This is a genomic window from Cupriavidus sp. IDO, assembly GCF_000812465.1.
Taxonomy (GTDB): domain Bacteria; phylum Pseudomonadota; class Gammaproteobacteria; order Burkholderiales; family Burkholderiaceae; genus Cupriavidus.
In genome coordinates this window covers 51,170-74,227 of record NZ_JWMA01000034.1, presented here as the reverse complement: position 1 = coordinate 74,227, position 23,058 = coordinate 51,170, and the positions used below count along the sequence as shown (strand labels likewise).

Genomic DNA, 23,058 nt, shown 5'->3' with positions numbered 1-23,058 from the left:
AAGGAAACATGTATCTTGTGCGCAGTCATAAAAAGTTACAAAAGCAGCCGGTCACAGAGCCGGCATGTGCGTGAACAGGGGTGTGTGCCAGTCATGCAGCCCCCATCGCGAACCCAGCCGAACAGCCTCCATGACAACGCTCGCCCATCAATTTGAACAATACGGCGCCTGGAGAACCGGGGTCCTCCAATCTCTGGCTGATTTCCAGTCGTGGCTGCAGCAGCACGATCTCTACGACGCGCAGGCCGAAGACCGTGCCCAGCGCATCCAGAGCGTGCTCAAGAGCGACCGCCTCAAGGTCGCCTTCATTGCCGAGTTCTCGCGCGGCAAGAGCGAACTGATCAACGCCATCTTCTTTGCCGACTACGGGCGCCGCATCCTGCCGTCGTCGGCCGGGCGCACCACCATGTGCCCCACCGAGCTGCGCTACGACGAAGCCGAGCCGCCGAGCATCCGGCTGCTGCCGATCGAGACCCGCCTGCAGGAGGCTTCGACCGCCGATTTTCTCGAGGCCGGCACCTCGGCCTCGCACTGGCACTCGGTGCCGCTCGATCCGTCGTCGCCCGAGGGCATGCTCGCGGCGTTCCAGCACGTGGTGGAAACCGTTCGCGTGACGCCGGCCGAAGCCGAATCGCTGGGCCTGTACCACGAGAACGATCCCGACGCCGCCTACGCAGTGGATGCCGACGGCATGGTCGAGATCTCGCGCTGGCGCCATGCGGTGATCAACTTTCCGCATCCGCTGCTGCGCCAGGGGCTGGTGATCCTCGATACGCCGGGACTCAACGCAATCGGCACCGAGCCCGAACTGACGCTGCGCCTGATTCCCGATGCGCACGTGGTGGTGTTCGTGCTGGCGGCCGATGCCGGCGTGACCAAGAGCGATCTGGAGCTGTGGCGCAGCCACGTCGGCGCCGGCCATCGCCGTGGTTGCCTGGCCGTGCTGAACAAGATCGACGGTCTGTGGGACCCGCTCAAGAACGCGGCCGAGATCTCGCAGGAGATCAGCCGTCAGGTCACCACCACCAGCCAGGTGCTGGGCATCGAGCAGGCACGCGTCTATCCCGTCTCCGCGCAGAAGGGCCTGGTTGCCAAGGTTACGCATGACGACGACCTGCTGGCGCGCAGCGGGTTGCCGCGATTCGAACATGTGCTGTCGGACCAGCTGATTCCGCGTCGCCGCGAGATCGTGTCGGACCAGGTGCAGCGGTCAGTGCAGGACATGGCGCGCGGCGCGCAGCAGCTGCTGCAGAGCCGCCGCCGCGACATCGTCGAGCAGCTGTTCGAGCTGCGCGGCCTGCGCGGCAAGAACCACGCGATGGTCAAGCACATGCTGATGCGCGTGCAGGGCGAGAAGGAAGAGTTCGAGCAGAGCATCAGCAAGTTCCAGGCACTGCGGCTGGTGTTCGGCCGCCACAGCGCCGACATCATCAAGAGCCTGCAACTGCGCGACGTGCGGCTGACCATGCGTACTGCCCGCGAGCAGATGAAGGAGCGCTTCTTCTCGCGCGGCCTGCGCGAGGACATGGACGCCTTGTTCGCGCAGCTCACCGCGCTGATTACCGACGCCGACAACAAGATCGGCCAGCTGCATCAGTTGATCGAAAGCATGTATCGCCGCTTCAACGCCGAGCACGGCTTTACGCTGCCGGCGCCAATGCAGTTCGTCACCGCACGCTATGTGAGCGAGTTGCAGGAGACGCTGCAGCTGGTGCACACGCACTTCGGCACGGTCAATATGCTGACGCGCTCGCGGCCGCAACTGGTGCAGAACGCGTTCAACACAATGGCCAGCCGCGTGCTGGAAAACTTCCGCGACCTGAACCGCGATATCGAGGTCTGGCTCAAGTCGGTGATGACGCCGCTGGAAGCGCAGGTGCGCGAGCACCAGAAGCAGCTGCGCCGGCGCGTGGATTCGATCGAGCGCATTCACGAAGCGACCGACACGCTGGAAAGCCGCATCGCCCAGCTGGAAGAGGTGCTCAACGGCCTGGACGAGCGCAGCGGGCATATCGAATCCTATTCGCAGCGCATCCTCCGTCCGGCCGCCAACGGTGGCGAAGGCGCGCAGCTGGCAGTGGCCTGAGCCGCGCGCGGTATCATGTGGCGCCGCCAAGTGCGGCGCTTTTTCTTTTGCGCTTTAGCGCGCCGTACACAGCATTTTCGCCCCGATGCCCCGCAAGTCCGCTTCTTCAGCCGTTTCCACTGTTTCGCCCGACATCCGGGTCCCGCCGGACTTCGGTGCACGCGTGGTCGACTGGCAGCGCGTGCACGGACGGCATGACCTGCCGTGGCAGAACACGCGCGATCCGTACCGCATCTGGCTGTCGGAGATCATGCTGCAGCAGACGCAGGTCAGTGCGGTGATTGAATACTTCCAGCGCTTTGTCGCGCAACTGCCGACCGTCGCCGCGCTTGCGGCGGCACCGGCGGACGAAGTGATGGCATTGTGGGCCGGGCTGGGCTACTACTCGCGCGCCCGCAACCTGCATCGCTGCGCCATGCAGGTCATGAGCGAACACGGCGGACAGTTTCCGGCTGATCCCGCCGTGCTGGCAACGCTGCCCGGAATTGGCCGCTCCACTGCCGCCGCGGTGGCCGCATTCAGCGCCGGGGTTCGCTCGCCGATCCTCGATGGCAACGTCAAGCGTGTGTTCGCGCGCTTCTTCGGGATCCACGGACATCCTGGCGAGCGCGCCATCGAGAACCGCATGTGGGAGCTGGCCGAATCCGCCTTGCCCGTGCCCGGCCCGCGCCAGGCGGAAGACATGGTTGCTTACACGCAAGGCCTGATGGATCTCGGTGCGACGGTGTGCTCGCGCGGCAAGCCCGCATGCCTCGCCTATGCCGGCGCTTGTCCGCTGTCAGGGGATTGCGTGGCAAGACGTCAGGGCCTGACAGGCGTGCTCCCTACGCCCAAACCGCGTGCTGCCATCCCCGAGCGCAGCACCGTCATGCTGCTGGTGCGGCATGGTCGCGAGATATTGCTGCAGTTGCGTCCGGACAGCGGCATCTGGGGCGGCTTGTGGAGCCTGCCCGAAATACCCGTGGAAACGCTGCCGTTCGATGCCGAGCTCGCGGAGCAGGCGGCGCTCGACTACGCGCGAAATTTCGGCGATCCGGCGCGGGCGGACATGGCGGGCGAACTGACGCACGTCTTTACGCATTTCCGGCTGCTGATCCGTGCGATCCGCGTAGACATGGGTGCGCTGCAAGTGCGTGAGTCCAATGGCGGCCCGCCGCATCGATGGCTCTCGCTCGACGACCTCGATGCACTAGGCACGCCTGCACCGGTGCGCAGGCTGCTGGACGACCAGGCCCGCGGCGGCTTGTTCTGACGGAGGGCTGAGCCGGGCAGCTACACCATATGGTGCTGCCGCATGTATTTGTGGACGATTTCGATGCGCATGCCTGCATCGGGCAAGGCCATCAGCATCTGCTTGGCCTTGAGCGGCACGGGTAGCAGCTCGCACAGCCGGTTGGCGACCCAGCTCGGGTCATCCCATTGATAGGGTTCGGAAAACGGCAGGCGATCGGGCTGTTCGGCGTGGAGCCTGGCGACGATGCGGCGCAGCGCTGCCAGGCATTCGCCCAGCAGTTCCAGCTTGCAGTCAATGATGTCGCTGGGCAGGAGTTCCGCCTGCGCCACCATCAGGCCGTCTTCGCGCGTGTGATGGCTGACCGTGCGGAAGCGCTGGCGGCCGCGCGTCTCGATCAGCAGCACACCGAGCTGCTCCATATTGCAGTCGACGATCTCGGCCAGGCAACCGATCGGTTCCGGCACGGTGGGCTGGTCCGGCCGCGCCACTTCCTCACCGCTCGCAATCAGGCAGACCCCGAACGGCGAGGCGTCGCGCAGGCAATTGCGCACCATATCGACGTAGCGCTTCTCGAAGATGCGCAGCGGCAACAGGCCATCCGGGAACAGCACGGTGTGCAGCGGGAACAGCGGGAGGTTTTCCAGCGTCAGCGGCGTCGAGTCGACGGGAGCGGTGTGACGGAGAAGATCGGTTGAGGACATGCGGTGCCAGCAAGAGTGTCGTGCAGGAATCGCCGGGGATTGCCTGTCACTCTGCGCCGGGGCCTGTTTCGGCCTCGCACAGCGCGTCAGCCAGCCGGCGCGAGCTCGCGGTGTCTGACCAGCACATTACCATGCGCGCGGAAGTAGTTGGCAAGTCTTTCCGCAATATAGACCGACCGGTGCTGGCCACCGGTGCAACCGATCGCGACGGTCAGATAGCTGCGGTTGTCGGCGATGAAACTCGGCAGCCACTTTTCCACGTAGGCGCGGATATCGTCGGCCATGGCAAGCACCATCGGCTGCGCCTGCAGGAAATCGATCACCGGCGCGTCGCGGCCGGTCAGCGGGCGCAACGCGAGGTCGTAGTACGGATTGGGCAGGGAGCGGACATCGAAGACCAGGTCGGCATCGCTGGGCACGCCGTGCTTGAAGCCGAAGGATTCGAACAGCAGCGTCAGCTGCTGGCTCTCATTGCTGATCAGCTCCTTGATCCAGCTGCGCAGGGTGTTGGTGCGGACATCGCTCGTATCGATCCGGTGCGCGGCCTCGGCCAGTGGCCCGAGCAGCTTGCGCTCCATCTCGATGGCTTCCATCAGCGCAGTATCGTTGAACGCCGGCTCGCCGCCCGCTCCGGTGGTGCCGTCGGTGCGCACTGAAAGCGGATGGCGGCGGCGCGTCTCGGAGTACCGCTGCACCAGGGCGTCCGTATTCGCGGTCAGGAAAATTACCTCGACCTGATGCTCGGACGCCAGGTCGCGCACCGTGTCGGGCAGGCGGTCGAGCGATTCGCGGCTGCGAATGTCGGTGGCTACACCGAGGTGCGTATAGCCTTGCCCGGCAAGATATCGCGTGAGCTCGGGAATGAATTGGGCCGGCAGGTTGTCGACGCAGTAGTAGCCTGCATCTTCAAGCACGTTCAGTGCGACGGATTTGCCGGAACCGGAGATGCCGGTGATGAGGATGATGCGCATAGCAACTGAAGCATAGCATCACGTGATGGCGGCGTCATGACAGCTACTGCACAAACAAAAATGGCGAACCGCCGGGGTTCGCCAGTTCCTGTCGTGCTGCCGCGCTTATTTCGACAGGCATTCCTTCATGTATGCCTTGTACTCGTCGCCCTTCTTGCCCTTGCCTTCCTTGCTGCAGGCGGCCATCTTTTCCTGCTGGGTCTTGGGGGCCGCAGCCTCAGCCGCAGCCGCAGGCTTGGCGGACAGGCAGTCCTTCATGAACGCCTTGCGCTCATCGCCCTTCTTGTCGCCGGCCTGGGCGTTGCAGGTCTTCATCTTTTCCTGCTGCGCGGTAGGCGCCTTGGCCGCCGAGGCGGGTGCCTTGGCAGTCGGTGCTGGTGCCTTGGCGGCAGGCGTAGCCGGAGTTGCGGGCGTTGCCGGTGTAGCCGGGGTGGCCGGTGTCTGGGCAAACACGCCCGTGGCGATCAGGGGGGTGACCAGCGCGCACATCGCGATCAGTTTCTTCATGCTTGCTCTCCTGGCTGTGGAAAACTTCATGGCCGCTAGCTACGCTGAGTGTTGCGGCTCGGACTGGGCTCGATGCCCATTACAGCACAAAACGGAGGACGTCCCAAGCACGTTGACCGCGTGGGTCACCTGCCTTGTAAGTAATTGAAAACAGATCTCTTAGAGGAGGCGGCCCTGGCCGCGCGACACCGCATCGGCCTGCATGGCCGCGCGCTGGCGGTCCATGAAGTCGCGCAAGGTATCGATGCCCCGCAGCCGCAGGATGGTGTTGCGCACGGCGGCTTCGACCAGCACGGCGAGGTTTCGGCCGGCCGCCACCTGGATCTTGACCATATGGATCGGCAGCCCGAGCACGTCGAGGTATTGCGAATCGAGCGGCAGGCGCTCGAATTCGCCGTCGTTGCGGCGCACCAGCTGCACCACCAGCTTCATCTTCATCTTCCGCCGCACGGCGGTTTCCCCGAAGATGGTCTTGATGTCGAGCAGGCCCAGGCCGCGCACTTCCAGCAGGTTCTGCAGCAGCGGCGGGCAGCGGCCTTCGATGAAGTCGGGGCCAAGCCGCACGAAATCCACCGCATCGTCGGCCACCAGTCCGTGGCCGCGCGAGATCAGTTCCAGCCCGAGCTCGCTCTTGCCCAGGCCGGATTCGCCCATGATCAGCACGCCCATCCCCAGGATGTCCAGGAACACGCCATGCATGGTGACGCGCGGCGCCGAGATCCGCGACAGGTAAAGGCGCAGGTGGTCGATCACGGCGGCCGACGAAACCGGCGTGGTGAACAGCGGCGTGGACGAGCGCGTGCAGCGCAGTTCCAGGTCGGGCGGCGGCTCCATGCCGTCGGCGACCACCAGGAACGGCGGCTCGAGCAGGATCAGCTCGCCCATCTGGCGCTTGCGGGTTTCGTCGTCCAGGCGCTGGTAATAGGTGATCTCGGGCTTGCCCAGCACCTGGATCCGGTTCGGGTGGATCAGGTTCAGGTGGCCTACGAGGTCGGCTGCCGAGGTGGCCTCGCGGGCGAATTCCACGTCGAAGGCGCGATCCGCACCCTCCAGGCCGGCCACCCACGAGAGTTTGATGTCGGCTGCGTTGTCGTCGAAGATCGACTGGGAGGTGACGCCGGTGAGTTCCATGCGGTATGACGTGTGGGGCGGGATGCCGGGCTAGGCGCTTATTGCAGCCTGCGCGATCTTTTGCCGGCCCGTTGGAAGGGTCAGGGATGCCATTCGATCAGCAGTTGATGCACTGAATCTGGCGTGGGCAGTGTCGCCAGTCCTTCGCGCATGTCGCGATCGGACAGCAGCTGCGCAATCTCGGAAAGGATTTCCAGGTGTTGCTGAGTGGCCTGTTCCGGGACCAGCAGGAAGATCAGCAGCGAGACGGGTTTGCCGTCTGGCGACTCGAAAGGAATCGGCTCGGCCAGGCGCATGAAGGCGGCCAGCGGCTGCTTCAGGCCTTTGATGCGGCCATGCGGAATCGCGACCCCGGCGCCTAGCCCTGTCGAGCCCAGCGATTCGCGGGCAAACAGGTTGTCGGTCACGGTGGCCCGCGCTACGCCATGGTTGTTCTCAAAAAGGAGTCCGGCCTGCTCGAACACACGCTTCTTGCTGGTGACGCTGACGTCGAGGTTGATGTTGCCGGGCGGCAGCAATTTGGCCAAACGATTCATGAGCGATGCGCAGGATTTCAGGTTAGCAGGGCAGATCAGCCGTTCCGCCGGGCGATGAGGTTCGAGACATCTCTTCAGTCAGTGGTCGCAGCGCCGCTGTGATGGGCGTTCGGCCATTATAGAGCAGCGCTACCCTGTTCTTGTGCAATGCAGCGCCGGCAACGTGATTCGTTCCGGCCAGTTGCTGGTGCCCTTGCACCTTGTTGGTGCTAAGCGTTTCGGGGTCGCGTTGTGCTATGTCTTGCGGAGCATACACCGTGACGCGCCAGTTGCGAACATTTTGGTCCGGCCGTCGCACGCGTGAAACGATGCCAGCGGCCAGGAGGGAAGTGACAGGCGCAAAAAAGCCGCGCTAACTGGCGCGGCTTGCCTTTTTGTCTCACATCGGCGGCCATCTCAGTGGCCACCGGGCATGATCATTGCTGAAGTTGCGATGCGGCCATCTGATACTTGACCGCTTCGCGGTCGTGGCCTTGCACACGGTCCTTGTACCGGATCACTTGACGGTCGAGCTTGTCGACGAGTGCATCGATAGCTGCATAGAGGTCTTCGTGATGGGCTTCAACAAAGATGTCCTTGCCCTTTAGATGTAGATTGATTTCCGCGTACTGACGCCTGTCCTTTTCTTTGTGATTATCGACTGAGAGTAGCACGCTAACGCCAATGACTTGATCGAAATGCCTGACGATACGCTCCAGCTTCGTTTCCACGTACTCACGCAGCGGGGGCGTGATGTCGAGGTGGTGTCCACTGATCTTGAAGTTCATAGCGCTTCTCCTTCTGAAAGAGCCACACCAGGCAGGCGATGCGGCTCGGCTACAAAGTCTTGCGGAGATTGACGGCGGGGATCTTCAGGGCCTCGCGATATTTCGCTACGGTACGACGCGCGACAACGAAGCCTTGTTCACCCAGCAGTTCGGCAATCCGGCTATCGGAAAGGGGATTCCTCGGGTCTTCGGCTCCTATCAGTTGCTTGATCAAGGCGCGGATGGCCGTTGATGAAGCCGCGCCACCGGTTTCGGTGGACACGTGGCTGCCGAAGAAGTACTTCAGTTCGAAAGTACCCATCGGCGTTGCCATGTATTTATTGGTCGTCACCCGGGATATGGTTGACTCGTGTAAACCCAGTGTATCGGCAATCTCCCTCAAAACCAAGGGGCGCATCGCGATTTCACCGTGGGTGAAGAAGTTCTTTTGACGCTCAACAATGGCCTGCGAAACCCGCAGGATAGTGTCGAACCTCTGCTGGATATTCTTGATCAGCCAACGTGCTTCCTGAAGTTTTTGCTGCAGGCCAGCAGTGCCCGATTCGCCTTTTGCGCCACGCAGGATCTGCGCATACATGTCGTTGATGCGTAGCCGCGGCATCACATCCGGATTCAACTGCGCGATCCAGCCGCCGCCACTCTTGCGCACGAATACGTCGGGCACGACGAAGTCCGCTTCCGGCCGGCTGTACGCGTGGCCCGGATACGGCGCCAGGGAGCGGATCAGTTCATGCGCTGACTTGAGCGCGGCCTCGTCGACCTGCAGGGCTTTTTTCAGCCGCGTGTAGTCACGCACCGCCAGCAGTTCGAGGTGATTGGTGACGATCGACAACGCCAGTTCACGCTGCGGATGCTGCAGCCTGCGCAGCTGGAGCGCGAGGCATTCTGCTGCATTGCGGGCGCCCACGCCGGGCGGGTCGAAGCTTTGCAGCAATGTCAGCATGGACTGCAGTTCTTCGATCTCGAACTCCAGTTCTTCGGGCAGCTCCGTGCAGATTTCCTCGAGCGTGGCGCTCAGGTAGCCGTCGTCATCCAGTGATTCGATGAGGAAAATGGCCAGGCCCTTGTCGCGCATGGAAATCTTCAGCGGGGCGAGCTGCTCCATCAGGTACTCGCGCAGCGTGGGCTCGGCATCGCGAAGCTGCATCGGCGTCTTCTCGTCCTCGTCGCCTTGCGGGCGGCGGGCGAAGTCGTCGAGGCTCCAGTCGCTGCCGTAATCGTCGCCACCGCTGTCGCCATAGCTGTCATCCTCCCCGCCAGGGCTTGCGGCGCGGTCTTCGCCATTGCCTTGCGGTTCGGTCGAAGCGGGTGCCGGCGCGCTCTGCAGGTTGACCGAGCCATCGGCTGCCACGCGCAGCGGACTCTCGATCCAGTCGTTCTCGCGCTCCAGCAACGGGTTCTCCGTCAGCGCCTGCTCGACCTCCTGCTGCAGTTCCAGCGTGGAAAGCTGCAGCAGCCGGATCGACTGCTGCAGTTGGGGAGTCAGTGCCAGGTGCTGGGAGAGACGGAGCTGTAGCGACGGTTTCATGCGACCTATTTTATGCGCATCTTTCCGGCTATGGAACGGAAATTGCTATCGCTGTTGTCGTCTGATCGCTGTCTTCTGTCGGCGGGCTGGCGGCCGCCTGCAATCCGCACAGACAGCCGCAAATGCCGGCCGGCTGGCCGGCCGCATCACATGCGGAAGTTCTCGCCGAGATAGACGCGGCGCACTGACTCGTTGGCGATGATCTCTTCGGGCTGGCCGGCGGCCAGCACCGCGCCTTCGCTGATGATGTACGCGTGGTCGCAGATGCCAAGCGTCTCGCGCACATTGTGGTCGGTGATCAGCACGCCGATATTGCGTGCCTTGAGGAAGCTGACAATGCGCTGGATTTCGCCGACCGCGATCGGGTCGACGCCGGCGAACGGCTCGTCCAGCAGGATGAAGCGCGGCGACGACGCCAGCGCCCGCGCGATCTCCACCCGGCGCCGCTCGCCGCCCGAGAGCGACAGGGCGGGGTTGTTGCGCAGGTGGGCGATCTGCAGGTCGTCGAGCAGCGAATCCAGCCGGCGGTCGATCTCGGCCTTGGGCAGCGGCTTGCCGTTTTCCACCTGCAACTCCAGCACCGCGCGGATGTTCTCTTCCACGTTGAGCTTGCGGAAGACCGACGCTTCCTGGGGCAGGTAGGACAGGCCCATGCGTGCGCGCTCGTGGATGGCCAGGCCGCTGATGTGCTGGCCGTCCAGCACGATGTCGCCTTCGTCCAGCGCCACCAGGCCCACGATCATGTAGAAGGACGTGGTCTTGCCCGCGCCGTTGGGGCCAAGCAGGCCAACCACTTCGCCGCTCTTTACGTCGAGCGACACATCCTTGACCACGGTACGCGAGCCATAGCGCTTCTTCAGGTGGCGCACGACCATCGTGCTGGAGTCGGCACGAACGGCGGTGGCGGTGGCGGAGGAAGGCGTTGCGGCAAGCGTTGCGGTGTCGGTCATGGCTGCGGTGGGGCGCGCTGGCGCGTTGATCAGGGCTTGTTAGTCGGCGCCGGAGACGGCTTGAGGTCGAGCGGGGCGGCGGCCGCGCCGCTGGCCTGGTTCTGGCGCGGCGAAAGCACCGCGCGCACGCGTCCCGACGGGTTGCCCGCCGACGTGTTGTCGCCACCGCCGGCGGCGGTGTAGAACTCGTTGCGGCTGTCGTAGGTCAGCACGGCGCCGCGGATCTCGTCGACCAGCTTGGCACCCTGCAGGCGGGCCATGCGGGCGTGGCCGATCAGCTTGGATACTTCCTGCTTGCCGTCGTACTCGATGCGGTCGCCCCAGCCGTCCATGTATTCGTCCAGGCCTTCGCGCTTCTGGCGGATGTAGGCCTGCTTGCCGGCCTTGGCGGTGGCCACGGCGTACTGGTAGCCCTCGGGGTCGGTGCGGACCTCGGCGGCGTCGGACTTCAGGATCATGGTGCCCTTGGTCAGCACCACGTTGCCGGTCAGCGTATAGATCTGCTTGACGTCATCGTAGCTGGCGTTGTCGGCTTCAAGCACGAGCGGCTTGTCCTTGTCCGCGCGCTCGGCGAGGGCGGGCTGGGCCAGCATCAGGCCGAATGCGGCGGCCGCGGCCAGCAGGGCCGGGGCGGCGCGTCGACAGGACAATGTCGTCAGGGAAGCAATCATGTTGGCAAGAGTCGCTAGGAGCGGCTTGGGCAATAAGGGCGGCTGGTGGGCGGCGGTTGGTTGTCCCGCGCGGCGCCGTCACGGCGCGAGCGGGGCTTTGTTCTCAGGGGCCCGGAGGGCGGCCCGACGGCGGCCCGGTAACGATGGTGCCGCGCACATTGCCCAGCAATTGTACTTCGCGGGTAACGTTGTTGAAGATCAGGCCGTTGGCGGTCATGACCGACGGGCCGCGCGTGAGCTTGACCGGCTTGTCGGTCTTGACGATGTCGTCGTTGATCAGCAGCTGGAAATAGTTCGACGCGGCAGTCATCTGCGGATCCTTGGCCGGATCCGCGCCCTGCTGCCGCATGATGAAGCCGTTGTTATAGAGATCGATGACCGAGCCTTCGGCATTCATGCGGCCGGTATCGGCATGCGCCGTGACCGGCGGCCGGTCGGGCTGATAGGCGCGCATGGCCGGCCGGGTGACCTCGTAAGTCTGGTCATCCTCGAAATGGATCATCTTGTCGCCGGTGAACCGCACCTTGGTGCTGCCGTCCTGCGCCAGCTCGGTAGCCGAGAAGCGGTCCATGAAGTAGTCCGGCTCGTGTTTCTTGACGTTCGGCGCGGTCTTGCTTTCCCGCGGCGAGTTGATCTGGACCAGCCAGAAGGTGCTGCCTGCCACGAATGCCATCAGCAAAAGCGGCAGCAGGCGCATGACGATCCCGCTGAGGGAGGACAGGATTGCCTGCATGGTGTCCTGGTTGCGTGCGGCCGGGTCAGATGACCTTGGCCCGGGTCAGGTCGTGGATATGCAGTGCACCGACCAGATGGCCTTCATCATCCACCACCAGCAGCTGGTTGATGCGGTTGGCTTCCATGATCTGCACCGCTTCCACGGCGAGCTGATCCTGGTTCACGACTTGCGGGTTGCGGTGCATGACATCGCCGATCGGCACGGTCTTCCAGTCGCGCGGCGTTTCCAGCAGGCGGCGCAGGTCGCCGTCGGTGAATACGCCGATGGCGTGGTTGTCCGGGTCCACCACGGCGGTCATGGCCATGCCCTTGCGGGTGATTTCCATCAGCGCCTGGGCCAGCGGCGTGCTTTCGCGCACTTCGGGCACGGCATTGCCGGTGCGCATCACATCGCGCACGTGGGTCAGCAGCTTGCGGCCGAGCGCGCCGCCCGGGTGGGAGCGGGCGAAGTCTTCTTCGCCGAAGCCGCGGGCATCCAGCACCGCCACCGCCAGCGCGTCGCCCAGGGCGAGGGCGGCGGTCGTGCTGGCCGTCGGGGCCAGGTTCAGCGGGCAGGCTTCCTTTTCGACGCCGGCATCGAGATGGGCGTCGGCCAGCTTGGCCAGGTTGGATTCGGGGTTGCCGGTCACGGAGATCAGCCGCGCGCCGATCCGCTTGACGATCGGGATGATCGACAGCAGTTCGCCGGTCTCGCCCGAATTGGAGAAAGCGATTAGTACGTCCTCCCGCGTGACCATGCCGAGGTCGCCGTGGCTGGCTTCGGCCGGGTGCACGAAAAAGGCAGGCGTGCCGGTGGAGGCCAGCGTGGCCGCCACCTTGCGGCCGACGTGGCCCGACTTGCCGATGCCCGAAACCACCACGCGCCCGCTGCATTGCAGGATCAGCTGCACGGCATGGGCGAACTCGCTGGTCAGGCGGCCGGAAAGTGCGGCTACCGCATCGGCTTCAATCTGGAGGGTCTCGCGAGCGAGCCGGAGTGCTCGATCCGCATCGAAATTAGCTATCATGGCGACGAAGTATACCAACGAATGCGACGGCGACCGGGCCGCCCCTGGCCGACCCGATCGCCGCCGTGCTTGCCGTGTTCCGCCGGCAGGGTGTCCGCGCCGGAACGGCCGTGTGCCCGGCCGGTTCCTTCTGGGCGTCTTGATGCATTCTCCGCTGGATCTGACCCTGGTGCTGCTGGCTGCCGCCGTCTTCGGCGTGGTCGCCTTCCGCATGCTGCAGCTGCCGCCGATGCTCGGCTACCTGGCCGTCGGCATCCTGATCGGGCCGCACGCGCTCGGGCTGGCGAGCGATTCGGCGCAGACCAAGTACCTGGCCGAATTCGGCGTGGTGTTCCTGATGTTCTCGATCGGCCTGGAGTTCAGCCTCAGCAAGCTCAGGGCCATGAAGCGGCTGGTGTTCGGGCTGGGCGGCTCGCAGGTGGTGCTCTCCATGCTGGTGGTGCTGCCGGCCGCCTGGGCGTTCAACTGGCTGTTCCCGCTGTCGTGGCAGGCATCGGTGGCACTGGGCGGGGCGCTGGCCATGTCCTCCACCGCGATCGTCTCCAAGATGCTGTCCGAGCGCATGGAGCTGGAAAGCGAGCATGGCCGCAACATCATCAGCGTGCTGCTGTTCCAGGATCTGGCGGTGGTGCCGCTGCTGATCGTGATCCCGGCGCTCTCCCGCGATCCCGGCGACCTGGCGATGGCGCTCGGGCTGGCTACCGTGAAGATTGTGGTGGCCCTGGGTGCGATCTTCTTCCTCGGGCAGCGCCTGATGAGCCGCTGGTTCCACGTCGTCGCGGCGCGCCGGTCGCAGGAACTGTTCATGCTGAACCTGCTGCTGGTCACGCTGGGCATGGCGGCGCTGACCGAGCGGCTGGGGCTGTCGATGGCGCTGGGCGCCTTTATGGCCGGCATGCTGATATCGGAAACGCCCTACCGCCATCAGGTGGAAGAGGACATCAAGCCCTTCCGCGACGTGCTGCTCGGGCTGTTCTTCGTCACCATCGGCATGTTGCTCAATATCCGCGTGGTGCTGGACCACGTGTGGCTGGTGCTGGCGCTGCTGGCGGTGCCGATCCTGTTCAAGCTGGTGCTGATCACGGTGCTGGCCCGTCTGTTCGGCTCGCGCCAGGGCGTGGCGATACGGACTGGCCTGGGGCTCGCGCAGGCGGGGGAGTTCGGCTTCGTGCTGCTGAACCAGATCGACGGCCTGAACCTGGTCGACCCGGTGCTGATCCAGGTGATCCTGGCGTCGATGCTGCTGTCGATGCTGCTCGCGCCGTTCCTGATCCAATACAGCGACGCCATTGTGCTGCGCTTTGCCGCCAACGAATGGCTGATGCAGTCGCTCAACATGACCCGCATCGCCGCGCAGAGCCTGCAGACCGAGAAGCACGCGATCATCTGCGGCTTCGGCCGTAGCGGGCAGAACCTGGCGCACATGCTGGAACGAGAGAGGATCACCTACGTGGCGCTGGACCTCGACCCCGACCGCGTGCGCGAGGCCGCCGCCGCCGGCGATACCGTGGTCTACGGCGATGCCGGCCGGCGCGAGGCGCTGATCGCGGCCGGTATCCACCGGGCGGCCGCCATCATCATCACCTATGCCAATACGCCGTCTGCGCTCAAGGTCCTGCATCACGTGCAGGAGCTGGAGCCGGCGCTGCCGGTCATTGTCCGCACGGTCGACGACTCGGAACTCGACATCCTGCAGAAGGCCGGCGCCACCGAGGTGGTGCCCGAGATCATCGAGGGCAGCCTGATGCTCGCCTCGCACGCGCTGGTGCTGCTGGGCGTGCCGATGCGGCGCGTGGTGCGGGGCGTGCAGGAGGCGCGCGATGCGCGCTACAGCCTGCTGCGCGGCTACTTCCACGGCCGCGACGACGAAGAGGATATGGTGGAGCGCGAATCGGTGCGGCTGCATTCGGTGGCGCTCAGCCCGACCTCCACCGCGGTCGGGCGGCGGCTTGGCGCGCTGGGCCTGGAACGGATCGGCGCGGAGGTGACCGCGGTGCGGCGGCGCGGCATCCGCGCCTTCGACCCGGAGCCCGAAACGGTGCTCGAGCCGGGGGACATCGTGGTCTTGCGCGGCACGCCAGAGGCGCTGGAGGCCGCGGAGGCGCGGGTGCTGAACGGTTAGGTTAGCTAATGTGTGGCGCCCGCCTCGGCTTCGACCCACGAAGCCGGCAGTCCGTCCAGGACCGCACGCGCATCCAGCGAGCGCACCGGCACGGCGAGGTCGGCCGGAATCCGGCCTTTTTCCTGCAGCAGCAGGTAGCGCAGGCAGCACACCCGAAGGAAGGACGAGAAATTGCCGGCCACGGCTTCGCCGCCACGATGTGCGGTCAGCTCATCATGCAGCCGGGTGATCAGCTGGTTCACGCTCATGCCGTCGCGCTGCGCCAGTTCCTCCAGTACCTCCCAGAACAAGTTCTCGAGCCGGATGCTGGTGGCGACCCCATGCAGGCGCAGCGAACGCGCCTGGCACTGGTACGACTGGGGATTGGCGCGAATGAAGATCTCACACATGGAAACTCCCGTGCATGCGGCACGGCCGGCCTGGGCCCGGCGGCGCCGCGTTCGGCAGCCTCTAATGTACGATCCGCGTGCCCAGCACTGCAAGGAACTGTGCCAGCCATGCCGGATGGGCCGGCCAGGCGGGGGCGGTGACCAGGTTGCCGTCTGTATGGGCCTGGTCGACCGGGATGTCGGCGTACTTGCCGCCAGCCAGCTTCACTTCGGGCGCACAGGCCGGGTAGGCCGAGCAGCTGCGGCCTTCCAGCACCCCGGCAGCCGCCAGCAGCTGGGCGCCGTGGCAGACCGCGGCAATGGGCTTGCTGGCGCTGGCGAAGTGCCGGACGATCTCCAGCACACGCTCGTTCAGGCGCAGGTACTCCGGGGCACGGCCGCCAGGAATGACGAGTCCGTCATATGCAGCCGGATCGACTTCGGCGAAGGTCGCATTCAGCGCAAAGTTATGCCCGCGCTTCTCCGTATAGGTCTGGTCGCCCTCGAAATCATGGATGGCGGTGGCACAGGTGTCGCCGGCCTTCTTGTCGGGGCACACGGCGTGGACGGTATGCCCGACCATCTGGAGTGCCTGGAACGGAACCATGGTTTCGTAGTCTTCGGCGTAGTCGCCCACCAGCATCAGTATCTTCTTTGCCATCGCTGTCTCCTGTATGGTTACGGTTGTCCGCAAAGCCGGGTCCTGGTCCGCTACCGGCAACCGGCAGGGCCATTCTGCGGGCGGCGGCGGCCGCCCGGGTGGTAACCGGTTACTGCAGTCCGGCCGCCGCAAGCGGCTCACGGATTTCCCTTTTTGACGCGCCCCGTGGCGCGCTTTCTTACCAAGATCTCCATGGCAGATTCCCTCATCCAGTCACCCGAGCTCGGCGATGTCACCGGCTACCTGCGCGACCGCATCCGCACCGTGCCCGACTGGCCCATGCCGGGCGTGATGTTCCGCGACATCACGCCGCTGCTGCAGAACCCCAAGACGCTGCGCGTGCTGATCGATGTCTTTGTGCACCGCTATATGGATGCGCAACTCGACCTGGTGGCGGGCATCGACGCGCGCGGCTTCATCCTCGGCGCCATCGTTGCGTACGAACTGAACCTGGGCTTCGTGCCGATCCGCAAGAAGGGCAAGCTGCCGTTCCAGACCGTGGCCGAGGAATACGAGCTGGAGTACGGCAGCGCCACCGTAGAGATCCATGCCGACGCCTGCAAGTCCGGCGACCGCGTGCTGCTGATCGACGACCTGATCGCCACCGGCGGCACCATGATGGCCGGGCGCAAGCTGCTGGAGCGCCTCGGCGCGACGGTGGTGGAAGGCGCCGCCATCGTCGACCTGCCCGAGCTGGGCGGTTCGAAACTGCTGCAGGACGGTGGCCTGCAGCTGTTCACCGTCTGCCGCTTCGACGGGCATTGAGCCGCGCGCCGGCGGCTACCCCCAAATCGTTGGACATCCCTTTGCATCGATCCGCACGGAGATCCCATGCCTGACCTGCTCCTGTTTCTTGTGACCTCGATCGCCATCACGCTCGCGCCTGGCCCGGACAACCTTCAGGTGCTGGCACGGGGCATGGCCCAGGGGCGGAAAGCCGGGCTGGTCGCCGCGCTCGGGTTCTCGGTCGGCTGCCTGTTCCATACGATGATCGCCGCGGTGGGGCTGGCGGCGGTGCTGCGCTCATCGCCGCTGGCGTTCCAGCTGATCAAGTACGCCGGTGCGGCCTACCTGATCTGGATCGGCATCCAGGCCCTGCGTGCGCGCGGCGGGCTGGCGCAGGGCGGCGCGGTGACCGAAGTGCCGCTGGGCAAGGTATTCCGCCAGAGCGTGCTCGGCAACATGATGAATCCCAAGGTCACGCTGTTCTTCCTGGTGTTCCTGCCGCAGTTCGTGCGGGCCGACGCCACGCATCCCGCGCTGCAGTTCCTGCTGCTCGGCGTGGTGTTCATGCTGCAGACGGCGGTGGTGTTCTCGCTGTTCGGCCTGTGTGCCGGCTGGCTGGGCGCCTGGCTGCGCCGCCGCCCGGCCACCGGGCGCTGGCTGGACCGCGCGGCCGGGGCCATCTTCGTCGCGCTCGGCATCAAGGTCGCGCTGCCCTGAGCCGCGCTGGCCGGGTGGCCCGACTGTTGCTGGCGCGCCGCGTGCCCCTTGCGGCGTTGCCGCTACAGGGACGCGGGCGCATAATGGCCCCTTGACAACTACACGATGACCGGGCAGAGCCTCCACGCTTCACGTCGGCACTGGTCACACAAGGGGCGCACAAATGGGTGTACTTCTTCATTTGCTTTCGGGTGTCGCACTCCTTGTCTGGGGCACCAACATCGTCAAGGTCGGGATCCTGCGCGTCTATGGCGCCAATCTCCGCCACGTCCTCTCTGTCAGCGTCTCCAATCGCTTTACCGCCTTTCTTGCCGGACTCGGCGTCACGGGTCTCGTGCAGAGCAGCAACGCCACCGCGGTCATCGTCAGTTCCTTCGTCGGCCAGGGCCTGATCGCCGTGGCGCCGGCGCTGGCGATCATGCTTGGCGCCAACGTGGGCACGGCGCTGATGGTGCAGGTCTTCTCGCTGGACCTGTCGTGGCTGTCGCCGCTGCTGATCTTCGTCGGCGTGATCCTTCACCTGTCCTGGAAGGGCAGCAAGCCCGGCCATGTCGGCCGCGTGCTGATCGGCCTGGGGCTGATCACCCTCGCGCTCGAGCTGATTTCGATCGCAACCCGGCCGGTGGTGCAGGCCGCGGGCGTCAAGGTGCTGTTCGGCACGCTGACCGGCGATGCCTCGCTCGACATGCTGATCGGCGCCTTCCTGACCATCCTCTGCTATTCGAGCCTGGCCGTGGTGCTGTTCTGCGGCGCGCTGGCCTCGGCGGGCGTGGTGTCGATCCACGTGGCGCTGGCGCTGGTGCTGGGCGCAAACCTCGGGTCGGGCATCTCTGCTCTGCTGACGACCTCGGGCAACAACCAGCCGGGCAAGCGCGTCACGCTGGGCAACCTGTTGTCGCGGCTGCTGGGTTGCATCGTGGCGCTGCCATTGCTCGGCCAGGCGGAGGAACTGCTGACGCTGATCGACGGCGACCCGCAACGCCTGATCGTCAATTTCCACCTGCTGTTCAACGTCGCGCTGGCCGTCTTGCTGCTCGGCGCCACCGCGCCACTGGCGCGCCTGTGCGAAGCCGTGCTGCCCGGCCGCAATACCGGCGAAAGCCAGGTCACGCCGCGCCATCTGGATACGGCCGCGCTGCCAACGCCGACGCTGGCGCTCTCCAACGCCGCGCGCGAAGTGCTGCGCATCGGCGACCGCATCGAGCAGATGCTGGACAACATGCTGCGCGTGCTGCGCACCAACGATGCCAAGCTGTGCGCGGCGACCTGCCGCATCGACAACGAGGTCGACGACCTCTACACCGCGATCAAGCTCTACCTGACGCGTATCAGCCTGGAAGCCCTGGACGAGCGCGACGGCCAGCGCTGGACCGAAATCATCTCGCTGACCATCAACCTGGAACATGCGGGCGACATCATCGAGCGCGTGCTGATTGACGCCAGGGACAAGAAGATCGCCCACAACCTGATGTTCTCCGAAGCCGGCATGCAGGAAATCGCCGAGATGCACGCACGGCTGGTGGGCAACCTGCGGCTGGGGCTGTCAGTCTTCCTCAACGGCGACCTGAAGAGCGCGCAGATGCTGATGGCGGAAAAGGCCAACTTCCGCGAGCTGGAGCGCAAGTACGCGCGCACCCACCTGCAGCGCGTGGCCGTGCAGACCACGGAGAGCATCGAGACCAGCTCGCTGCACCTGGACGTGATCAGCGAGCTGAAGCGCCTGAACTCGCTGTTCTGCGCCACTTCCTACCCGGTGCTGGAGCAGGCCGGCGTGCTCAACCGCAGCCGCATGAAGGAAGATGAGACGCCGCCGGTGCCGCAGGTACCTGCGGCACAGCATTGAAGCGCGGAGCGGGTCCTACAGCTTGTAGCCAATCTTTCGCAGCAAGTCCCGCCGCCACGTGATATCGGCATCGGTCTCGATGCCCAGCGGCGGCGCCCCATCCACGACGCCCAGCACGCCTCGCCCGGCATCGGTCTGCGCGATGATGACCTCGGTCGGGTTTGCCGTCGCGCAGTAGATCCGGCAGACCTCGGGCACCGCGCGCACTGCTGGCAGCACGTTGACGGGAAAGAAGCCGTCGCCCAGGAAGATCAGGAAGGTATGGCCGGCGCCAATGGCGAGGGCGTTCTCGCAGGCCAGGTCGATCAGCGCTTCGTCGGTGCCCGACCAGCGCACCAGCCGCTTGCCCGAGGCCTCGCAGAACGCCAGTCCGAAGCGGATGCCCGGCACGGTGCCCGCCAGCGCCTCGTGCAGGTCGTCCACGGTCTTGATGAAGTGCGACTGGCCGAAGATGAAGTTGGTCGCTTCCGGCTTGGCGACCGGCACCACCGATAGTTCCATGGCACGCTCCCGCGGCTGCGGCGACAGATGTCGTCGCCGTCTATGGTAGGCCGCGGCCGGTCGAATGCAAGAAGGGCCGGGGAAGCAACCCGGCCCTTCGGCAGCTGCGTGGCGAGTGCTCAGGCGCGCTTGAGCAGCGGCGCCAGGTACTTGCCGGTAAAGCTGGCCTTGCTCTTCGCCACGTCCTCCGGCGCCCCGCGCGCAATGACCTGGCCGCCGCCCGCGCCGCCTTCGGGCCCCATGTCGATCAGCCAGTCTGCCGTCTTGATAACGTCCAGGTTGTGCTCGATGATCACCACGGTGTTGCCCTGGTCGCGCAGCTTGTGGATGACCTTGAGCAGCAGCTCGATGTCATGGAAGTGCAGGCCGGTGGTCGGCTCGTCCAGGATGTAGAGCGTGCGCCCGGTGTCGCGCTTGGACAGTTCCAGCGACAGCTTCACGCGCTGCGCCTCGCCGCCCGACAGCGTGGTGGCCGACTGGCCCAGCCGGATATAGCCCAGGCCCACGTCCAGCAGCGTCTGCAGCTTGCGGCGCACCACCGGCACCGCGCTGAAGAACTCGTACGCCTGCTCGACGGTCAGGTCGAGCACTTCGGAAATGCTCTTGCCCTTGTACAGGACTTCGAGCGTCTCGCGGTTGTAGCGCTTGCCATGGCACACATCGCACGGCACGTAGACGTCCGGCAGGAAGTGCATCTCCACCTTGAGCACGCCGTCGCCCTGGCAGGATTCGCAGCGACCGCCCTTGACGTTGAACGAGAAACGGCCCGGATCGTAGCCGCGCTCCTTGGCCGACGGCACGCCGGCGAACAGTTCGCGGATCGGCGTGAAGAGGCCGGTGTAGGTGGCGGGGTTCGAGCGTGGCGTGCGGCCGATCGGGCTCTGGTCGACGTTGATGACCTTGTCGAAATGCTCCAGCCCCTCGATGCGGTCGTGCGCGGCCGGCTCCGCCGTGGAGCCGTAGAGATGGCGTGCCACCGCGTGGTACAGCGTGTCGTTGATCAGCGTCGACTTGCCCGACCCTGACACGCCGGTGATACAGGTCAGCAGCCCCACCGGGATCTCCGCGGTGACGTTGCGCAGGTTGTTGCCGCTGGCATTGATGATGCGCAGCAGCCGCTCATCGTCTGGCGCGGCGCGCTCCTTCGGCACTTCGATACGGCGCTGGCCCGACAGGTACTGCCCGGTCAGCGAGGCCGGCGAGGCCTCGATCTGCTGCGGCGTGCCTTCGGCCACGATCATGCCGCCGTGCACGCCGGCGCCGGGCCCGATGTCCACCACGTAGTCGCAGGCGCGGATCATGTCCTCGTCGTGCTCCACCACCAGCACCGAATTGCCGATATCGCGCAGATGCTTGAGCGTGCCGATCAGCCGGTCGTTGTCGCGCTGGTGCAGGCCGATCGACGGCTCGTCCAGCACGTACATCACGCCGGTCAGGCCCGAGCCGATCTGCGACGCCAGCCGGATGCGCTGCGCCTCGCCGCCCGACAGCGTATCGGCGCTGCGCTCCAGCGACAGGTAGTCCAGCCCGACGTTGTTGAGAAAGTTCAGCCGCGCGGTGATCTCCTTGACGATCTTGTCGCCGATCTCGCGCTTGGCGCCATGCATGTCGAGCGTCAGGAAGTACGTCAGGGTGTCGCGCAGCGGCCAGCCGTTGATCTCGTAGATCGCGCGTGCCTGGTCGGCCTCGCCGATCTTGACGTGGCGCGCCTCGGTGCGCAGGCGGGTGCCGTGGCAGACGGGGCAGGGCTGGTTGTTCTGGTACTTGGCCAGTTCCTCGCGCACCGCGATCGAATCGGTCTCGCGGTAGCGGCGCTCGAGGTTCGGGATGATGCCTTCGAATACATGCTCGCGCACCGTGGTACGGCCGCGTTCGTTCATATAGGTGAACGGGATTTCCTGCTCGCCCGAGCCGTGCAGCACAACCTGCTGCACGTTTTCGGGCAGGTCTTCGAATGCGGTCTCGGTGTCGAAATCGTAGAACGCCGCCAGGCTCTGCAGCATCTGGAAGTAGAACTGGTTGCGGCGATCCCAGCCCTTGATCGCGCCCGAGGCCAGCGACAGGTTGGGGAATGCCACTACGCGCTTCGGATCGAAGAACGTGATCTGGCCCAGTCCGTCGCAGCTCGGGCATGCGCCCATCGGGTTGTTGAACGAGAACAGGCGCGGCTCCAGCTCTTGCAGCGAGTACGAGCAGATCGGGCAGGCGAACTTGGAGCTGAACATGTGCACCTTGCCGCTGTCGAGCTCCAGCGCCAGGGCGCGGCCATCGGCCAGGCGCAGCGCGGTCTCGAACGATTCGGCCAGGCGCTGCTTGATATCGGGGCGCACCTTCACGCGGTCCACCACGACTTCGATGGTGTGCTTCTCGGTCTTCTTCAGCTTCGGCAGCGCATCGACCTCGTAGACCTTCGCCTCGGCCTCATGCGCGGCGCCGCCGCCCGAGCGGATGCGGAAGCGCACGAAGCCCTGGGCCTGCATGGTGTCGAACAGATCCAGATGCTCGCCCTTGCGGTCGGCCACCACTGGCGCCAGGATCATCAGCTTGGTGTCTTCCGGCAGCGCCAGCACGGCGTCGACCATCTGCGCCACGCTCTGGGCTTCGAGCGCCAGGTTGTGGTCGGGGCAGTAGGGCGTGCCGGCGCGGGCGTACAGCAGGCGCAGGTAGTCGTGGATCTCGGTCACCGTGCCCACGGTCGAGCGCGGATTGTGGCTGGTGGCCTTCTGCTCGATCGAAATGGCCGGAGACAGGCCCTCGATCAGGTCCACGTCCGGCTTTTCCATCAGCTGCAGGAACTGGCGCGCATAGGCAGAGAGCGATTCGACGTAGCGGCGCTGGCCCTCGGCGTACAGGGTGTCGAATGCCAGCGACGACTTGCCCGAGCCGGACAGGCCGGTGATCACGATCAGCCGGTTGCGCGGCAGGTCGAGATTGATGTTCTTCAGGTTGTGGGTGCGCGCCCCACGGATTTTGATTTCTTCCATATACCGAAAAGTCGTCGCCAGGCAGGCCGCCGGTCGGCGCTGGATCGCGGAGACAGGTCGGTCTAACGGAAAGCAAAACTGCGTTGCAAGTGCCTTTATGGGCACTTTCGGCCCGAATCAGGACCCTGAAATGCACGCCCCGACGCCGGCTGCGGGGCCTGCCGGCATGGCCAGGTGACCCGGGGAGCGCGAAGGAGCAAACCTGTTAATATACCGAACTTCGGTTTCCGGGGTTGCCCCGGACTCAGCGGAACACCACCGGCAGGCCAGCGCAACGACCGCGCGAAGCGGCTGCCAGGCCATGTCCAGCCG

The 23,058-nt window shown here is 65.3% G+C and carries 21 protein-coding genes; 6 read left to right on the top strand and 15 right to left on the bottom strand.

Features of this window, described 5'->3' with window-relative positions:
* Positions 1-130 precede the first annotated feature (130 nt).
* Complete coding sequence (locus RM96_RS11345; protein WP_039010550.1) at positions 131-2,086, top strand: dynamin family protein; 1,956 nt, start codon at positions 131-133, stop codon at positions 2,084-2,086.
* 85 nt (positions 2,087-2,171) lie between these two features.
* The gene (gene mutY, locus RM96_RS11340) at positions 2,172-3,338 is read left to right on the top strand and encodes an A/G-specific adenine glycosylase (protein ID WP_039010548.1); all 1,167 of its coding nucleotides are present in this window, start codon (positions 2,172-2,174) and stop codon (positions 3,336-3,338) included.
* A 20-nt stretch (positions 3,339-3,358) separates the two neighbouring features.
* Here the strand turns inward: mutY and RM96_RS11335 are convergent, their stop codons facing one another.
* The 11 genes from RM96_RS11335 to RM96_RS11285 form a co-directional block, all read right to left on the bottom strand.
* Positions 3,359-4,021 carry an LON peptidase substrate-binding domain-containing protein gene (locus RM96_RS11335; RefSeq protein WP_039010546.1) on the bottom strand — a complete coding sequence of 221 codons (663 nt, stop codon included), beginning with the start codon at positions 4,019-4,021 and terminating at the stop codon, positions 3,359-3,361.
* A gap of 86 nt (positions 4,022-4,107) precedes the next feature.
* The gene (gene rapZ / locus RM96_RS11330; protein ID WP_039010545.1) at positions 4,108-4,992 is read right to left on the bottom strand and encodes an RNase adapter RapZ; all 885 of its coding nucleotides are present in this window, start codon (positions 4,990-4,992) and stop codon (positions 4,108-4,110) included.
* A gap of 105 nt (positions 4,993-5,097) precedes the next feature.
* Positions 5,098-5,499 (bottom strand): PsiF family protein, encoded by a 402-nt coding sequence (locus tag RM96_RS11325; protein WP_039010544.1) that lies wholly within the window; start codon positions 5,497-5,499, stop codon positions 5,098-5,100.
* A gap of 159 nt (positions 5,500-5,658) precedes the next feature.
* Positions 5,659-6,630, bottom strand: coding sequence for an HPr(Ser) kinase/phosphatase (hprK, locus tag RM96_RS11320; RefSeq protein ID WP_011296542.1), 972 nt, complete (start codon positions 6,628-6,630; stop codon positions 5,659-5,661).
* A gap of 80 nt (positions 6,631-6,710) precedes the next feature.
* Positions 6,711-7,166, bottom strand: a complete 456-nt coding sequence (locus RM96_RS11315; protein WP_039010542.1) for a PTS sugar transporter subunit IIA — start codon at positions 7,164-7,166, stop codon at positions 6,711-6,713.
* Positions 7,167-7,582: 416 nt separating this feature from the next.
* Entirely contained in the window at positions 7,583-7,933 is a 351-nt protein-coding gene (gene hpf / locus RM96_RS11310) for a ribosome hibernation-promoting factor, HPF/YfiA family (protein ID WP_039010541.1), read from the bottom strand.
* Positions 7,934-7,982: 49 nt separating this feature from the next.
* Positions 7,983-9,461 (bottom strand): RNA polymerase factor sigma-54, encoded by a 1,479-nt coding sequence (locus tag RM96_RS11305; protein WP_039010539.1) that lies wholly within the window; start codon positions 9,459-9,461, stop codon positions 7,983-7,985.
* A gap of 146 nt (positions 9,462-9,607) precedes the next feature.
* The gene (gene lptB / locus RM96_RS11300; RefSeq protein WP_039010538.1) at positions 9,608-10,411 is read right to left on the bottom strand and encodes an LPS export ABC transporter ATP-binding protein; all 804 of its coding nucleotides are present in this window, start codon (positions 10,409-10,411) and stop codon (positions 9,608-9,610) included.
* Positions 10,412-10,440: 29 nt separating this feature from the next.
* Entirely contained in the window at positions 10,441-11,082 is a 642-nt protein-coding gene (gene lptA, locus RM96_RS11295; protein ID WP_039010537.1) for a lipopolysaccharide transport periplasmic protein LptA, read from the bottom strand.
* Positions 11,083-11,185: 103 nt separating this feature from the next.
* Positions 11,186-11,815: an LPS export ABC transporter periplasmic protein LptC gene (gene lptC / locus RM96_RS11290; RefSeq protein WP_039010536.1), complete on the bottom strand. Its 630-nt coding sequence runs from the start codon at positions 11,813-11,815 to the stop codon at positions 11,186-11,188.
* A gap of 25 nt (positions 11,816-11,840) precedes the next feature.
* Positions 11,841-12,824, bottom strand: a complete 984-nt coding sequence (locus tag RM96_RS11285) for a KpsF/GutQ family sugar-phosphate isomerase (protein ID WP_039010664.1) — start codon at positions 12,822-12,824, stop codon at positions 11,841-11,843.
* Positions 12,825-12,966: 142 nt separating this feature from the next.
* On the opposite strand from RM96_RS11285, the gene RM96_RS11280 reads away from it, so the two are divergent.
* Positions 12,967-14,946, top strand: a complete 1,980-nt coding sequence (locus tag RM96_RS11280; protein WP_039010662.1) for a monovalent cation:proton antiporter family protein — start codon at positions 12,967-12,969, stop codon at positions 14,944-14,946.
* A gap of 5 nt (positions 14,947-14,951) precedes the next feature.
* Here RM96_RS11280 and RM96_RS11275 read toward each other — a convergent pair whose 3' ends face one another.
* The gene (locus tag RM96_RS11275) at positions 14,952-15,335 is read right to left on the bottom strand and encodes a ribbon-helix-helix domain-containing protein (protein WP_039010535.1); all 384 of its coding nucleotides are present in this window, start codon (positions 15,333-15,335) and stop codon (positions 14,952-14,954) included.
* Between the two features lie 61 nt (positions 15,336-15,396).
* A complete protein-coding gene (locus tag RM96_RS11270; RefSeq protein ID WP_039010534.1) occupies positions 15,397-15,975 on the bottom strand; it encodes a DJ-1/PfpI family protein in 579 nt (192 codons plus the stop codon).
* Positions 15,976-16,167: 192 nt separating this feature from the next.
* Here RM96_RS11270 and RM96_RS11265 point away from each other — a divergent pair, with 192 nt between their 5' ends.
* From RM96_RS11265 to RM96_RS11255, 3 genes are all read left to right on the top strand, one after another.
* On the top strand, positions 16,168-16,740 hold the full coding sequence (locus RM96_RS11265) for an adenine phosphoribosyltransferase (protein ID WP_039010660.1): 573 nt from the start codon (positions 16,168-16,170) through the stop codon (positions 16,738-16,740).
* A gap of 66 nt (positions 16,741-16,806) precedes the next feature.
* A complete protein-coding gene (locus tag RM96_RS11260; RefSeq protein WP_039010531.1) occupies positions 16,807-17,418 on the top strand; it encodes a LysE family translocator in 612 nt (203 codons plus the stop codon).
* A gap of 163 nt (positions 17,419-17,581) precedes the next feature.
* Positions 17,582-19,261 (top strand): Na/Pi cotransporter family protein, encoded by a 1,680-nt coding sequence (locus tag RM96_RS11255; RefSeq protein WP_039010530.1) that lies wholly within the window; start codon positions 17,582-17,584, stop codon positions 19,259-19,261.
* Between the two features lie 15 nt (positions 19,262-19,276).
* Here RM96_RS11255 and RM96_RS11250 read toward each other — a convergent pair whose 3' ends face one another.
* Together RM96_RS11250 and uvrA are read right to left on the bottom strand one after the other, a co-directional pair.
* Positions 19,277-19,762, bottom strand: coding sequence for an adenosine-specific kinase (locus tag RM96_RS11250; RefSeq protein ID WP_039010529.1), 486 nt, complete (start codon positions 19,760-19,762; stop codon positions 19,277-19,279).
* A gap of 119 nt (positions 19,763-19,881) precedes the next feature.
* The gene (gene uvrA / locus RM96_RS11245) at positions 19,882-22,746 is read right to left on the bottom strand and encodes an excinuclease ABC subunit UvrA (protein WP_039010528.1); all 2,865 of its coding nucleotides are present in this window, start codon (positions 22,744-22,746) and stop codon (positions 19,882-19,884) included.
* Positions 22,747-23,058: the final 312 nt, after the last annotated feature.